The sequence below is a fragment of the Pseudidiomarina sp. WS423 genome (assembly GCF_050750165.1).
Taxonomy (GTDB): Bacteria; Pseudomonadota; Gammaproteobacteria; order Enterobacterales; family Alteromonadaceae; genus Pseudidiomarina; species Pseudidiomarina fusca.
The window spans coordinates 579,685-594,307 of the sequence record NZ_JBOJLN010000001.1; the positions used below are offsets into that span (position 1 = coordinate 579,685).

11 protein-coding genes are annotated in these 14,623 nt (G+C 47.0%); 4 read left to right on the forward strand and 7 right to left on the reverse strand.

What is annotated here, in order from left to right:
• Positions 1 to 55: 55 nt before the first annotated feature.
• Together rmuC and ACQ661_RS02665 are read right to left on the reverse strand one after the other, a co-directional pair.
• Entirely contained in the window at positions 56 to 1,435 is a 1,380-nt protein-coding gene (gene rmuC / locus ACQ661_RS02660) for a DNA recombination protein RmuC (RefSeq protein ID WP_431667529.1), read from the reverse strand.
• On the reverse strand, positions 1,428 to 2,939 hold the full coding sequence (locus tag ACQ661_RS02665) for a fumarate hydratase (RefSeq protein WP_431667531.1): 1,512 nt from the start codon (positions 2,937 to 2,939) through the stop codon (positions 1,428 to 1,430). The genes rmuC and ACQ661_RS02665 overlap by 8 nt, the downstream gene beginning before the upstream one ends.
• Positions 2,940 to 3,160: 221 nt before the next feature.
• Here ACQ661_RS02665 and pabB point away from each other — a divergent pair, with 221 nt between their 5' ends.
• The 3 genes from pabB to ACQ661_RS02680 are packed head-to-tail and all read left to right on the forward strand — an operon-like array spanning position 3,161 to position 6,514.
• Positions 3,161 to 4,525 (forward strand): aminodeoxychorismate synthase component I, encoded by a 1,365-nt coding sequence (pabB, locus tag ACQ661_RS02670; RefSeq protein ID WP_431667575.1) that lies wholly within the window; start codon positions 3,161 to 3,163, stop codon positions 4,523 to 4,525.
• Positions 4,522 to 5,118, forward strand: a complete 597-nt coding sequence (locus ACQ661_RS02675) for a CoA pyrophosphatase (protein ID WP_110076226.1) — start codon at positions 4,522 to 4,524, stop codon at positions 5,116 to 5,118. Before pabB ends, ACQ661_RS02675 begins: the two co-directional genes overlap by 4 nt.
• Before the next feature lie 22 nt (positions 5,119 to 5,140).
• A complete protein-coding gene (locus ACQ661_RS02680; RefSeq protein ID WP_313932105.1) occupies positions 5,141 to 6,514 on the forward strand; it encodes an L-serine ammonia-lyase in 1,374 nt (457 codons plus the stop codon).
• A gap of 64 nt (positions 6,515 to 6,578) precedes the next feature.
• On the opposite strand, the gene cysB is transcribed toward ACQ661_RS02680, so the two are convergent.
• The gene (gene cysB / locus ACQ661_RS02685; RefSeq protein ID WP_110076224.1) at positions 6,579 to 7,553 is read right to left on the reverse strand and encodes an HTH-type transcriptional regulator CysB; all 975 of its coding nucleotides are present in this window, start codon (positions 7,551 to 7,553) and stop codon (positions 6,579 to 6,581) included.
• A gap of 98 nt (positions 7,554 to 7,651) precedes the next feature.
• Here cysB and ACQ661_RS02690 point away from each other — a divergent pair, with 98 nt between their 5' ends.
• The gene (locus tag ACQ661_RS02690) at positions 7,652 to 7,993 is read left to right on the forward strand and encodes a translation initiation factor (protein ID WP_258306620.1); all 342 of its coding nucleotides are present in this window, start codon (positions 7,652 to 7,654) and stop codon (positions 7,991 to 7,993) included.
• A 42-nt stretch (positions 7,994 to 8,035) separates the two neighbouring features.
• Here ACQ661_RS02690 and ACQ661_RS02695 read toward each other — a convergent pair whose 3' ends face one another.
• The 4 genes from ACQ661_RS02695 to ACQ661_RS02710 all read right to left on the reverse strand — a co-directional run bounded on the left by ACQ661_RS02695 (position 8,036) and on the right by ACQ661_RS02710 (position 14,619).
• Positions 8,036 to 9,700, reverse strand: a complete 1,665-nt coding sequence (locus ACQ661_RS02695) for an ATP-binding SpoIIE family protein phosphatase (RefSeq protein WP_313932104.1) — start codon at positions 9,698 to 9,700, stop codon at positions 8,036 to 8,038.
• Positions 9,701 to 9,750: 50 nt separating this feature from the next.
• Positions 9,751 to 10,056 carry an STAS domain-containing protein gene (locus tag ACQ661_RS02700; RefSeq protein WP_110076222.1) on the reverse strand — a complete coding sequence of 102 codons (306 nt, stop codon included), beginning with the start codon at positions 10,054 to 10,056 and terminating at the stop codon, positions 9,751 to 9,753.
• Between the two features lie 151 nt (positions 10,057 to 10,207).
• Positions 10,208 to 11,494: an amidohydrolase family protein gene (locus ACQ661_RS02705; protein WP_153826755.1), complete on the reverse strand. Its 1,287-nt coding sequence runs from the start codon at positions 11,492 to 11,494 to the stop codon at positions 10,208 to 10,210.
• An 11-nt stretch (positions 11,495 to 11,505) separates the two neighbouring features.
• On the reverse strand, positions 11,506 to 14,619 hold the full coding sequence (locus tag ACQ661_RS02710; RefSeq protein ID WP_431667534.1) for an amidohydrolase family protein: 3,114 nt from the start codon (positions 14,617 to 14,619) through the stop codon (positions 11,506 to 11,508).
• Between the last annotated feature and the right edge of the window lie 4 nt (positions 14,620 to 14,623).

A 14,623-nucleotide genomic window follows, 5' to 3' on the forward strand; every position in this document is an offset into this window, starting at 1 on the left:
CAAATAAAAAGCCCGCTACTTATAGCGGGCTTTTTTGTACATCCAAATAGAACCATCACTCATTATCGTCGGTAGTTTCGTTTTGTAGTAATTTAGGATCAAGTTGCTTACTGGTTTGCACTCCCATCTTACGGAATTGTTCAACCCTACCCACTAAGTTGCCACGCCCCGTAGAAAGTTTGTTCATAGCTCCATCGTAATGCTTACGAAGAGCATCTAAACTACCTTCAATTCGCTGCATATCATCAATAAAACCGACAAACTTGTCGTATAATTTTGCTGCATCTGTAGCTATCTTCTGAGCATTTTGATTCTGATACTCGTATTGCCAAATATTGTTAACCGTTCTTAATGCCACCAACAGATTGGTTGGACTTACCAACATAATATTGTTGTCTAGCGCCAGTCGAATCAGCTCAGGATCTCTATCAACAGCCAATAGAAAAGCAGGTTCAATAGGTATAAACATCAACACGTAATCAAGAGTTCGAACCCCGTCTAACTGTTGATAATTCTTCTTACCCAAGCCTTTAATGTGATTTCGTAGCGACGTGACATGCTCGTTCAGCGCCTGTTCACGGGCTAACTCGTCATCACTGTTAAAATAACGCTCGTAGGCAACCAGTGAGACCTTTGAATCGATCACTACGTCTTTGGCATGAGGTAAGTGCACAATCACATCAGGTTTAAAACTTTTACCATCGTCATCACGATAATGACTTTGGGTTTCATACTCATGGCCTTCGCGTAAACCTGATTGGGTAAGAATACGTTCAAGCACGACCTCGCCCCAGTTACCCTGAGTTTTTACATCACCTTTTAATGCTTTAGTTAAGGCCTCAGCTTCGGCCGCCATCTGCTGATTGAGTTCACGCAACGAGTTCACCTGCTCTGATAACGCAGAACGTTGCTTTATTTCATCAGCGTATTGCTGGCTCACCTGAGTTTTAAAAGCCTCAAGTTGCTGCTTAAAAGGTGCCAGAGTCGTTTCTAGCGTTTGCTTACTCGTGTGCTGTAAACGCTCAGATTTTTGCTCAAAAATCTGTTGTGCCAAACGCTCAAATTGCTGTTTTAAGCGCTCTTCACTGTCTTCTAGCAGCTGTTGCTTTTCTTTTGCACTAGCAAGTTTTGCTTGCAACTCAGCAGTTAAGGCGGCCAGCTTAGCTTGCGCAGTATGAGCCTGTTGCTGAGCTAACTCACGCTGTTGCTCAGCCTTGGCTAACCGCTGCTCCGCATCACTTTGTTGCTGTTGTAACTGCTGTTGCAGTTGAGCCAACTGTTGCTGAGCAAAGTCCAGTTGCTGCTGCGCGTGCTGTTGTTGATGCCGCAGCTGGGTGCGCAAACGCGGCACCCAGACGAACCAAGCTAACAACATGCCAATCGCCGCAATACCAGCAACACTCGCTAGTATCTGCCATAACGGCAAGTTAAGCATCGGCAGCTTCCAATTTTACCCGCCAAATGGCTGGCCCAGTCTCGTGGGCATTTTCACCGGTACTATCCACTGCCACCGTCACTGGCATATCTTCTACGTCAAACTCATAAATGGCTTCCATTCCTAAATCTTCAAAGCCTACTACCCGTGCTTTTTTAATCGCCTTAGCAACAAGGTAAGCTGCACCACCAACGGCCATCAAATACACTGCCTTGTGTTGTTTAATACTTGCAACCGTTGCTGGCCCACGCTCAGCCTTACCAATCATGCCTAGAATACCGATCTGCTCTAGCATCATGTCGGTAAATTTATCCATGCGAGTTGCAGTAGTCGGGCCAGCCGGCCCCACTACTTCATCACCTACCGGATCAACAGGGCCCACGTAATAGATAAACTTATTACGGAAATCCACGGGTAGCTGCTCACCGCGATCCAGCATATCTTTGATTCGCTTATGTGCTGCGTCGCGGCCAGTTAACATTTTACCCGACAACAGCACAGTCTCACCGGTCTTCCATGTTTCGATATCCGCTTGGGTTACGGTATCTAAGTTAACGCGACGTACGTTATCACCTAGCTCAAAGGTAATATCTGGCCAGTCTTCTAATTTAGGTGGTTGTAAGTCCGCCGGACCAGAACCGTCTAAAACAAAGTGTGCGTGCCGTGTAGCTGCACAGTTCGGAATCAAGGTCACCGGTTTTGATGCGGCATGAGTTGGTGCAGATTTAATCTTCACATCCATCACTGTGGTGACACCGCCTAAACCTTGGGCACCAATCCCTAACTTGTTCACGCGATGATAAATTTCTAAGCGCAGTTCTTCTTCGGCAGTTTGCGCACCGCGATCTAATAGCTCTTGAATATCAACAGGGTCCATCAGAGCTTCTTTAGCTAGCACCGCAGATTTCTCTGCCGTACCACCGATTCCTAGCCCAATCATACCCGGTGGACACCAACCTGCGCCTAATTTAGGCATGGTCTCCACTACCCAGTCAGCGATGTTATCGCTAGGATTGAGCATGACCATTTTGGATTTGTTTTCCGAACCGCCCCCTTTGGCGGCAATCATCACTTCGATGTGATCGCCAGCAACCATATCAATATGCACTACGGCCGGGGTGTTATCGCCAGTATTTTTTCGCTTGCCTGCTGGGTCCGCCACAATCGATGCACGTAATGGGTTATCTGGATTAGTATAAGCGCGGCGTGTGCCTTCATCCACCATCTGCTGTACTGTCATATCAGTCTTGTCCCATTGCACTCCCATGCCAACTTTCACAAAACAAGTGACAATACCAGTATCTTGGCAAATTGGACGGTGCCCTTGGGCTGACATTCTGGAGTTCGTTAACACCTGTGCGATGGCATTTTTGGCAGCTTCGCTTTGTTCGCGGTGATAGGCTTTTTCTAATGCCTGAACAAAATCAAGTGGATGGTAATAAGAAATGTATTGTAACGCATCTTCAATGCTTTCAATAAAATCAGACTGACGAATAATAGCCATGGATACCTCAGGTTGTCACTTAGATGGGATACCTAATAGCCACCTCTCTGATCCTTGCTCGAGCTAGCTTAATAGAACGCGGGCAAGGAACTCTTAGGAGTTGCGGCAGGTAACGTAAAGTTGACGGTATGATAGCCTTTTGTCACGGCTCTGACCAGTTTTGCTAATGCTTGCAGACTACGACTTTATGCTATGCTAGCGGCGAATAAGTTACAGGAGTTATCAGTTTGAAGTTAGTTGCCGTAAAAATTCCAATTAAACTAACCTTAGCGCAGCTTTTTAGCTACTGCGCCAGCGAGCCTTGGGCACTCTTGCTAGATAGTTGTAATAATGCTCAAGCGCAATGGGATATGATCTTTCGTCAACCGGTGACCACTGTAACCAATAGCCAGGCTTGGCCGCAGCAATTGGCGCAAGCGTTAGCCCAAGTACCAGCCTATACTGGTCCTGATTTTTTACCCTTTCAAGGGGGCCTTGCTGGGGCTTGGAGTTATGACTGTGGTCGCGCTTTAGAACAGTTGCCCAGCTTAGCAACGGCAGACATTGAACTACCAGATCTGAGTGTTGGCGTTTATCACCAAGCCCTGATGCAACAGCGCAGTAGTGGTGATACTTTCTTGCTAGCGCCAGCCGCCCAAGTACAGCAATTAACCGACTTCTGGCTAACGGCACAGCAACATTGCCAACAGCAAACTCCGGCATCATTCTGGTTGGCGGGTGACTGGCAAGCCAATATGGACGCCACTAGCTATGCGACAAAATTTGCTCAAGTACAAGCTTATCTACGTGCTGGCGACTGCTATCAAGTGAATTTAGCTCAGCGTTTTAGCGCTTCTTTTCAAGGCTCGACTTGGGCTGCGTACCAAGCCTTAAGAAGCCACAATAATGCTCCCTATTCTGCCTATATGCAGTTGCCTGAGGGAGCTCTACTCTCACTATCGCCTGAGCGCTTTTTAGCTATTTCACCTGCGGGTGACGTAGAGACTAAACCGATCAAAGGCACTCGGCCACGTCATCCAGACCCTGCTCAAGATCAGCTCTTAGCTGACCAGCTACAGCAAGCCAGTAAAGATCGAGCAGAAAACGTCATGATTGTCGATTTATTGCGTAACGATTTAAGTCGCTGTTGTTTGCCGGACTCGGTCAAAGTGCCTCGCTTATTCGCCATTGAGTCTTACCCTGCTGTGCATCACTTGGTCAGCACCGTGGTTGGTAAGTTAGCGCAGGCAAATCAAGGCCTGCAACTACTGGGACAATGCTTTCCTGGTGGTTCTATTACTGGCGCGCCCAAAATCCGCGCCATGGAAGTTATTGAAGAGTTAGAGCCTCATCGGCGCAGTTACTATTGCGGTAGTTTTGGTTATTTTTCACAACATGGCCAAGCTGACACCAGTATTGCTATACGCACCTTAGTAGCAACTCATACACAGCCCGGTAATAGTCATAGCGGTACCATCCATTGCTGGGCCGGCGGCGGCTTAGTTGCCGACTCTGAATGCGCCAGCGAATATCAAGAAACCTTTGATAAGGTTGCGCGAATTTTGCCAGTCTTAAGCGCTCTCCCAAAACCAGAGGCACAGGCATGAATCGCCAACAGTTTTTGCAGCGTTTCCAACTCCATCACCGACAGCCACTGCAGCGGCCTGTGCTCAAACGACTACGCCCGGCAGCGGTGCTGATTCCCTTGTTAGAACAGCATGGCCAATTGCATGTGGTTTTAACTCAGCGCAGTGCGCAATTGCGTAATCATGCGGGACAAATTAGCTTTCCTGGCGGCCGCCAAGACCCTCATGACCAAGATTTATTGGCCACCGCCTTACGCGAAAGTCACGAAGAAATAGGCTTACACCCAGACGATGTAACGATTGTGGGGCAACTACAAGATTATCCAGTCATTAGTAATTTTCTGATCCGCCCTTATGTAGGCTTGATCACGCCCCAACGACCCTTTGTCCCCGAGCAACGCGAAGTTGCGGAAATTTTTACCGTGCCGCTACAAGATGTGCTGCATCAACATCAACATTATGTGTATCGGCTACAGCGTTTTATTTACGATCAGGTATACTTTATCCCCTATCAACAAAGAAATATTTGGGGCGCCACGGCAGGTATGTTACGTGAGTTAGCAGACCACATTTACCCTGAACGTAAGTTATTCTATCGCCCTTTAAATGATTGAATTTTAAAAATGGAACTTATTTATGATTAGCGTGTTTGATATCTACAAAGTTGGCATCGGCCCGTCAAGTTCTCATACTGTGGGCCCCATGCGGGCTGCTTACGAGTTTTTATTAGCTGCAGAACAAGCCGTAGGCCTCGAACAAGCGGATGGCATTGTGGTGGAACTATTTGGCTCACTCGGGCAAACCGGAAAAGGCCATGGTACAGGTAAAGCAGTGATCCTTGGCTTAGCCGGAGAGCAACCTGAAACCGTAGATACCACCAAAGTTGATGAGTTTTTACAACAAACTGAAACCACTCAAGAATTGGCTTTACTAGGCAAATATCCGGTGAAGTTCCCTGCTACCGGGGCGATTGTTTTCCATCGTCGCAAAACCATGCCACGTCATGCTAACGCAATGGAACTACGGCTGTATCGCGCAGACGAGGTGATCTACAAAGATCTCTACTACTCTATTGGTGGTGGTTTTATTGTCCGAGATGCTGACTTTGACGACAGCTTAGAAGAAGCTATTGAGCAATCAAGCAAACCTATTCCGTATCCATTTGATAGTTGCGATGAATTACTCAAGCTATGTCATGAACACGGGCTACGGATTAGTTCGCTGATGTTGGCAAACGAAAAAGTATTTCGCAGTGAGGCCGATATTCGTAGTGGCTTGATGCACATTTGGCATACCATGGATGCCTGTATCGACCGCGGCATCCGCACCGAAGGCATTTTGCCCGGAGGCTTGAAAGTACGCCGTCGTGCGCCGGGCCTCTACCAACGTCTGAAGAATGAAAAATCAACAGACCCCATGCAAGCGATGGACTGGGTGGACTTATTTGCGTTAGCGGTGAATGAAGAAAACGCAGCAGGCGGACGAGTCGTGACTGCGCCCACCAATGGCGCAGCTGGAATTATTCCGGCGGTGATGAAGTATGCCGACAAGTTCATTGCCCCTTTGGATGAAGAAACCGTGGTGCGCTTTTTACTCACTTCTGCGGCAATTGGCATTCTATACAAGAAGAACGCTTCTATTTCTGGCGCCGAGGTGGGCTGCCAAGGCGAGGTTGGTGTTGCATGTTCCATGGCAGCCGGAGCTTTGGCCGAGCTCATGGGTGGCGGCGTAAGTGCCGTAGAAAATGCTGCAGAAATAGGCATGGAACATAACCTCGGGCTTACCTGTGACCCGGTCGGCGGTTTAGTGCAGGTTCCTTGTATTGAACGTAATGCAATGGGATCGATAAAAGCGATAAATGCGGCGCGGTTGGCATTGCGTGGTAGCGGCGATCATAAAGTGTCCTTGGATAAAGTCATCAAAACCATGTGGGATACAGGGAATGATATGAAAACCAAATACAAAGAGACGGCTCGCGGCGGTTTGGCGGTAAATATCATCGAGTGCTAATGACCAAACCTAACTAGCTCAATAGTGCGCAGCATGAATTCACTTAATGCTGCGCACAGACGCTTTACCAAGTAGGTAACTGGGTATGCAAAAACATTCTATCTATTTCTTCTTGTGAACGTTTTTGCATGGCCTCATCCACTTTACTGCGACTCAAATGGGGCGCAAAACCTTCCAAAAAATCGTACATGTAGCTACGTAAAAAAGTCCCTTTACGAAAGCCTATTTTAGTGGTGCTAGGCGCAAATAAATGCTGTGCTGGTAAACATATCAGATCACTATCTTGCTCTTTAGTTACCGCCATACTTGCTACCACGCCTACTCCTAAGCCCATTCGTACGTAGGTTTTAATCACATCGGCATCGGTTGCTGTAAATACCACGTTGGGTCTGATACCCGCTTGATTAAATGCTTTATCCAACTCGGAGCGCCCAGTAAAACCATGCACATAGGTAATGATGGGATAGTTGCCTAAATCGGTAAGGGTCACTTCTGCTAGTTGCCCTAAAGGATGATCTGGTGGGGCAATAATCGAGCGATTCCAGTGATAACACGGCAACATGATCAGGTCTTGATAGAGGTGTAACGCCTCAGTCGCAATAGCAAAATCCGCTTTACCCTTGGCTGCCGCCTCACTAATTTGTTCTGGCGACCCTTGGTGCATGTGCAAAGTTACCTGCGGATAGCGTTTGGTAAAAGCTTTGATCATGGTTGGCAGAGCATATCGAGCTTGGGTATGGGTTGTAGCAATATGGAGCTTACCTTGATTAGGTAAGGTGTATTCTGCCGCAATTGCCTTGATGGCATCCGTATGAGCTAACATTTGCTGTGCAATTTTGATAATTTCTTGGCCCGCTGGGGTGACGGCATCTAGCAGCTTGCCATTGCGGGCAAATATTTGAATTCCTAATTCGTCTTCTAGCATTCTTACCTGTTTACTAATACCCGGCTGAGAGGTATACAAACTTTCTGCGGTCGCTGAAACATTTAAGTTGTGGTTTAATATCTCCACAATATAGCGGAGCTGTTGTAACTTCATAGACACCTCATAGCATTTAAGGTTTTATAACCGCATTCGTTATAACTAAAATATATATCAACTTGGCAGTTTTCACTAGTAACAAGTTCGAGGTGAAGGTGAGTAGTTTACAAGATCAGTTACAGGGGCTGGGGTTTAAACTCACGGACACAGCCGCTGAAAGTAATCCAGAAGCCGATGAAACTAGCGTACAACCGAGCGATTATCCGTTACGTTTGCAACGTCAAACAAAAGGACGTAAAGGTAAAGGGGTAACCGTTATTCTAGATCTTCCCAAGCAGCCAGAATTGTTGGCCAATATGGCTTCTGCCTTACGGAAGCATTGCGGCGTTGGCGGTGCTGTAAAGCAGGACACGATCGAACTGCAAGGCGATCAGCGTGAGCGCGCCAAACAGTGGTTAGAACAACAGGGCTACAAGGTTAAATTCGCTGGTGGTTAAGTTTGGATAAGATGTAATGGCAAAGCCATGCAAACTTGTCGACTACATGCTGTAGGTAAAAGATACTTCGCGCTGCGCCTGGTTCCATTGTAAATCAGTTGTCATCTGTCGTAATAGCTCTAATCCTCGCCCGTAACTCTGTTCCGTTGCCACCCTAACGCAGGGCTCACTTGGGGGTGCGATAAAGCCATCACCACTGTCAGCCACGGTGATTTTGAGCTGCTTAGTACTCGCTTGAAGCTCTATGGTGACCAAGATACAGCCATGCTGAAGTGCATTGAGCCTATCGGCACGTTGTTGATAGTACTCAGCAAACCCTTCTGGCTGGCTCTTCAGTGCCGAGTCTAACCCCAATAAGCCATGCTCTAATGCGTTATTAAAGGCTTCCGCTAACAACAGATAGATAGTGGTACGATGCCGTCGTAATAGGGGTAATTGGCTTAGCGCCGCCATTAAATTACTGACCGGATCAATGCTTCGTAACTGCTCAGGGTGGAGCTCACTAGTTAATTTGAAAGGTAAACTTTGCATATCCGGCTCTGGCTTAACTTCACCTAAACCGGTGGGACGGCAATAAAGAATAGCTAACGATAGGTCATCGCGTAATGGCGTTTCGCCACGAAAATGTTCAAGTTCGTTGACCAGCTCATTAAAGCGCTCTGTGTTAGGATACTGGCTTAGCATTTTTTCAAGCGCATCAGCCCCAAGAAACTCTTGCTGATGGCCAAGTAACTCTATCACACCGTCAGTGAACATGGCGATGGAACTATGTGGTGCCGCTCTAAATGTGGTGACACGGCTATCAAAATCATCATCATCTAACACCCCTAGCGCCATATGCTGCGGATCTAGGCGCCGTAACACGGTTCCTGCTTGATCACAGACCAAGGCTGCTGGCATGCCACCATTCCAATATGTGACGCGTTCACCATTGGCTGATAATTCTAGTAAAATTGCGGCACAAAACATGTCATTAGGGAGTAACCGGTTTAACCGAAAGTTAAATTCAGTCACCATCTCTGCGACCGAAACACCGCGATCTGACATCGCAAAAAACGCCTGCGACAACGGTAAGGCTCCTGTTGCTGGTGCTAAACCATGACCGGTAAAATCCGCCATTAACATGTACAAATTCCCCAACGGCCCCGGAGCTATTAAGCAAAGATCGCCATTGAATTTGGACACCGGCGTTAAATAAGTATTTACGTGAGGATAATCCAGGTAGTTACGACTAAGAGCATTCTGAAAGATATGCTCAACCAGTTGATGTTCTCGGTCTACCCGCGCCTTATGCCAAGACAGTGCCTGTTTGAGCTCCACTATTTGCTGGCGGTAACAACTCTGGTTAGTTAATAACTGAATTTTCAACCGCAACACGTCATCAACATCGTGATAAGAGGCTACATACGCAAATTTGTGTGCATGATTCTGTACCAAGGCCTGGCTATCCGACACTAATAAAGCCGAGTTACGCAGGTAACTGGATACCTGTTGCCACCACTCAGATAGCAATGCTTCGCGCGTTTCATTAACGATAACAACCAAAGGAACCACAGTAACCTCTGTTGTTAACAACTGCGCTGGCTGAATCACCTCCACGTGGTAACCCAACTGCTGTAAACGCTGCAATAAGGCCTGAGCATTAGCCGACCCATCCTGCAGTACCCACAAAGGAGCTGCTGCAGCTGAGTTTGTGCGGCTATTCATTTCACTCGTTGCTGACAAGGACGGTGCCATAACCTTGGTATACAAGGAACTTACTCAATTACAAAAAGCTTATCAAAACGCGAAATATCAAGAATATTACGCACTTCTGGTCGACAGTTAATCACATGGATAGATTTCACTGACTTACCAAGGGATTTGCGCATATTCAGTAGCATTCCTAACGCTGAGCTATCTAAATATTCAGTTTCACGCAGGTCTATAAATACGGTGGGCTGTTGGTCACCTATATCGCTATAGGATTGGCGAAATTCTTGCACTAAACTGAAGTCAAATTTACCTTTGATGGCAATAATGAGTTCTTTGCCGTCATTGGCAAATTGGCGATGTAAAGGCATCTGCACGTCCTCTTCAACTGTTATGAATAGCAAGATACTGCCAACTTGCGCAGCACATTACAATACTTTATCGCACCCATAACAGCTATTTAAATAAAAAGAGCTCCAGCTTTACAGATGGAGCTCTTTTTTATGCGTCAGCCCTTTAAAATCAAGGCTTTTGCTGATATTTCTGATACAACTGTCTATGTCGATTGTTTAGGTCTACTTCAGCACCATCAATAAACATATGCTGAATTTTTTGCCCCAAATGATCCATGACATCGCCCTGCGAAATAATCAATGACGCTTGTTTTCCAACTTCCAACGAGCCGATTTTATCCGCAACGCCCATGACTTCTGCTGGTTTTATCGTAATAGCTGCTAACGCCTGTTCTTTATCAAGGCCGTAAGCTACCGCATTACCTGCGGCAAATGCTAAATTACGCACATCCCAGAAGCCCGTAGAATAAGCCAAGGCAAAATCAACGCCAGCTGCTGCTAATAATGCTGGAGTACTATAGGCCTGGTCATAAGCTTCGTCATGACGGCTTGGTAAACCATAGGGTTCGCCGTAAACAACAGTCACGTCAGCTGCCGCTAGTTGGTCAGCGATACGCCACGCATCACGGGCGCCCACCAATACCAAGTCAAAGCCTTGCTCTTTAGCAAATTCAAGTGCTTGTTCCATTTGGCGCTTGTCATGGGCATGCACAAACAGTTTGCTGCTACCAGCAAACAATCCAAGCATAGCCTCCCAACGTACATCTGTGCCATTCAGCTGACCGGCCTTTTTCGCTTCAAAATAAGCCCGCGCGTCGGTAAAGGCACGCTTTAATTTTTTTAGTGCCTCGGCATTGGCTTTACGCTGCTCATCAGCTGAACGGCGCTCCCACCAAGCATTATTAAGCCCTGCTCGTGGCCAATTGACATGCACGCCCACATCGAGTGCTTCAGCAGCATCTTCATAAGTCCAGCCATCGGTTTGCAAAAGGCTTGAGCGACCTGCAATCAAATTACCTTGTGGTACGATTTGGGCATGAGTGATGCCGTTAAAACGCACCGTTGGAGTAATTTCCGAATCAGGATTGTAAGCCACATGACCACTTACTTCAGGAGTGATTTGGCCAACTTCACGCATATCGTTCGTAGCACGCACTGCCTCTAATTCAATCAAACCTAGCGTGGTATCTAGGGCAACTAAACCCGGATAAACATGACGTCCGCTCACATCAATCACACGAGCATTCGCTGGTACTGTTAAATCGTTGCCAATGGCTGTGATCTTGCCATCTTCAAACAGCAAATCAGTATTTTGCTGTACCCCATTGGTCACTGTATGCAAGGTGCCACCTTGCAGTAAAATGGGCTGCTGCTGTGCTTTGCCGGGCACCATGTCGTGTGCTGATGCAGCAACGCTTAAACTGGCGGCAACTACCGCTGTTACTAATTTTTTCATCGTTGCTCTCCTTATTCAGCCTGAGTGTGCGAATGGTTGATGTGGATGTGCTCACCATGAGCGGTATAAGCATCGCTCCAGACATCATGATTGTCATCACAGTGCCAGGTTGGCTGCTGTGGTTTGTAACCATTAGCACTCCCCTGACGCTCTTCATCAGTGGCACCTAATACCTTCTGAATCAGGCCTTGCTTTTCTTGCTGCAACTGCGCCCGCAACTGCTGGTCGTACTCACGATCAAAGTATTTACGAGCATTGATCCAAGTTTGTTCTGGGTGCGAGTAAGCGCTTAGTGGATGACCACTCCAAATCACAAAGTCAGCATGTTTGCCGGTTTTGATACTACCTACGTATTGGTCAATTTTAAGTTGTTTCGCAGGATTCAAAGTGACCATTTGTAGAGCTTCATGCTCTGACATACCACAGTAGGTTACAGACTTCGCTGCTTCAGTATTTAAGCGACGCTGCAAATCGTTACTATCCGAGTTAATGCTGGTTAACACGCCTTTGTCAGCCATCAGACAGGCGTTGTAAGGAATGGCATCATAAACTTCAAACTTAAATGCCCACCAATCAGCAAAGGTCGATGCACCAGCGCCATGTTTGGCCATTTCTGAAGCAACTTTGTAGCCTTCCAAAATGTGGGTAAAGGTGGTTAGCGTAAAGTTAAACTCCTCAGCTAAGCGCAATAACATCAAGATTTCTGATTGCACATACGAGTGCGCATGAACAAATCGTTCCTTATTGAGGATTTCAAGTAAGGTCTCCAAGCGATAATCTGGACGTGGTGGTGCAGTACGCGCCTTCTCCTTACGGCTTAGCTTGTTGTAGGCATCGCGACGTTGTTGATATTCACGTGCAGCAATAAAGCCATCACGCATAACTGCCTCAACGCCCATACGCGTTTGTGGATAACGTACGGTGTAAGCCGAGCCCCAGTTGCTTTGCTTCACGTTTTCACCCAACGCAAATTTAATGCTTGGTGGCGCTGCATCAAATTTAATGTCGTTGGCCGTTGCTCCCCAACGCAGTTTAATAACTTGCGCCTGTCCACCCATAGGGTTCGCTGAGCCATGAAGTAGTTGCGCCATGGTGGTACCGCCTGCCAACGAGCGATAAATGTGGATGTCATCTGGATTAACCACGTCACCAATTCGCACTTCAGCAGTGATCGCTTCTGATCCCTCATTCACGCCGCCTTCAATAGCAATGTGTGAATGTTCATCAATAATGCCTGGCGTCACATGTTTGCCAGTGCCGTCAATCAGGGTATACCCGGATGGCGTCGCAAGATCTTTACCAATTTTGTAAAACTCACCATTACGAATTAACACATCAGTATTTTCGAGGACGCCCGCTTCATCGGCGGTCCACACGGTCGCATTTTTAATATGTACATTCTGACGCTCAGGCAAAGCATCTAAACCGTACGCCACATTCGGGAAGGTTAACCGGCTCACATAATTCGCTTGAGTTGTGGTTGCTTTTTCTGCAGCGGGCTCTGCTGCAGCGGCACGATTAGCACTGATTGGTAGGCTAGAGCCATTTGGAGCTATAGCCACACCGGTAAAGCTATCAGCAGAGGTTTGATCGAGACGAATGCGCCAAGCACCTGTCTGATCCAACAGTGCAGTGTTGACTACGAATTCTAAGGTCGACTCCGTGCGACGAAGATCTTTCAAGGCAACGGATTCGTCCCCTACTTTGAGCTTGCCAGATGGCCGCTTACCATCTTTGAGTTCAAGACTTACCTCACTATCCGCAAGGTTAAGAGTGAGGTTGCCGGCAAAATCAGCTTGTTGCAGTGGCTCCAACTCAACTTCTTGTCCTTGTAGCCAAACTGATTTAATGGTTCCATCAACGAACAAATCGCCTTCGACAACCACAAAGTCGGCCATATAACCTGCAGCCAATTTTCCTGCTTTATCGCTAACCCCAGCAATTTGTGCTGGTACGGTTGTTAGCGCGGCCAAGGCTTTGTCGCTAGATAACCCGTGGGCTACGGCTTTACGTAAATTAGGCCAGAAGTCACTAGCCTTCTTTAATTGGTGTAACGTAAAAGAGAAGTCAATATCAGCTTGCGCTAATGCAGCAGCATTACCCGGCGCACGCTCCCAGTGACGTAAGTCAGCAAGACTCACATCAAGATCATCATCCACTCCTTTTACCTCCGGTGCTGCCGGAAAGTTAAGAGGAAGAATGACTGGTGCTTTAGTTGCTTTAATCGCATCTAAACGAGCGTATTCAAAACCAGAGCCAACAAAAGTTACAGGAACTTTAAATCCACTAAAGACATCATAGGCACGCAGCAAGTCTTTATCGTCAGACACTTTAAAAACTATGCCTTCTTGCTCTATGGGAGCTAATTCTGCCAGTGCGGCATTATATTCTACCGGGCCGTTGTAAGCTTGTTTGCCAGCTGCGTCTTCATACCAGGCAGCATCAGACAAAGTTTGTCGAATCAACGCAATAGAGCCCATTAAAGAAGATGGATATTGTTGCTTTGATGAGCCTTTATCGAACGAACCAAAATGTCGTGCTTTGGCATTGTACACGGCATTATTAGCAATCGTATCGGCTAGTGACACAGTGGTCGCTTGCCCTTGGAAAATACCGTCTAAGCGAGCTGATTGAACCGCCGTAAAGCCCTGTTCGATGTAGCTTTTAGCATCTTTACTTGAGGTTGCGAAAGAATCCACCCAATCTACTTGAGCATGAATTGCATCGTTCGCTGCGTTACCACCTTCACGCTTGTTGTTGTATTGCGGTGGTTGACTGCGATAAGGCGCACGTTCACCACCATTCGCTTTAGGCAAACCGTAGTCGCTGTATGCGTCAATGAATCCAGGATAAATCGTGTGACCACTCGCATCTACAACCCGAGCGCCAGCAGGAGCTTGATTATTAGTTAAGATAGATTCAATTTTACCATTGCGGATAACTAATGTGGCATTCTTAAGTTGTTTTCCTGGCTCTGTAACAACTGTAGCATTTTGTAGTGCCACAAAACTTGAACTGTGGTCGTGTAACCCTTGTACTGGCGTTGTTTGTGATGCCATGACAGTAGCCGGTAAGGCTGCGCATAGTGCCAACGCCAGTTTACTTAGGTGATTATTCCCTTTCATCTGG

Excerpts from the sequence above, each read along its gene's own strand:
- rmuC (WP_431667529.1), bottom strand. The coding sequence starts at position 1,435 with ATGCTTAACTTGCCGTTATGGCAGATACTAGCGAGTGTTGCTGGTATT.
- ACQ661_RS02665 (WP_431667531.1), bottom strand. The coding sequence starts at position 2,939 with ATGGCTATTATTCGTCAGTCTGATTTTATTGAAAGCATTGAAGATGCG.
- ACQ661_RS02675 (WP_110076226.1), top strand. The coding sequence starts at position 4,522 with ATGAATCGCCAACAGTTTTTGCAGCGTTTCCAACTCCATCACCGACAG.
- ACQ661_RS02680 (WP_313932105.1), top strand. The coding sequence starts at position 5,141 with ATGATTAGCGTGTTTGATATCTACAAAGTTGGCATCGGCCCGTCAAGT.
- cysB (WP_110076224.1), bottom strand. The coding sequence starts at position 7,553 with ATGAAGTTACAACAGCTCCGCTATATTGTGGAGATATTAAACCACAAC.
- ACQ661_RS02695 (WP_313932104.1), bottom strand. The coding sequence starts at position 9,700 with ATGAATAGCCGCACAAACTCAGCTGCAGCAGCTCCTTTGTGGGTACTG.
- ACQ661_RS02700 (WP_110076222.1), bottom strand. The coding sequence starts at position 10,056 with ATGCCTTTACATCGCCAATTTGCCAATGACGGCAAAGAACTCATTATT.
- ACQ661_RS02705 (WP_153826755.1), bottom strand. The coding sequence starts at position 11,494 with ATGAAAAAATTAGTAACAGCGGTAGTTGCCGCCAGTTTAAGCGTTGCT.
- ACQ661_RS02710 (WP_431667534.1), bottom strand. The coding sequence starts at position 14,619 with ATGAAAGGGAATAATCACCTAAGTAAACTGGCGTTGGCACTATGCGCA.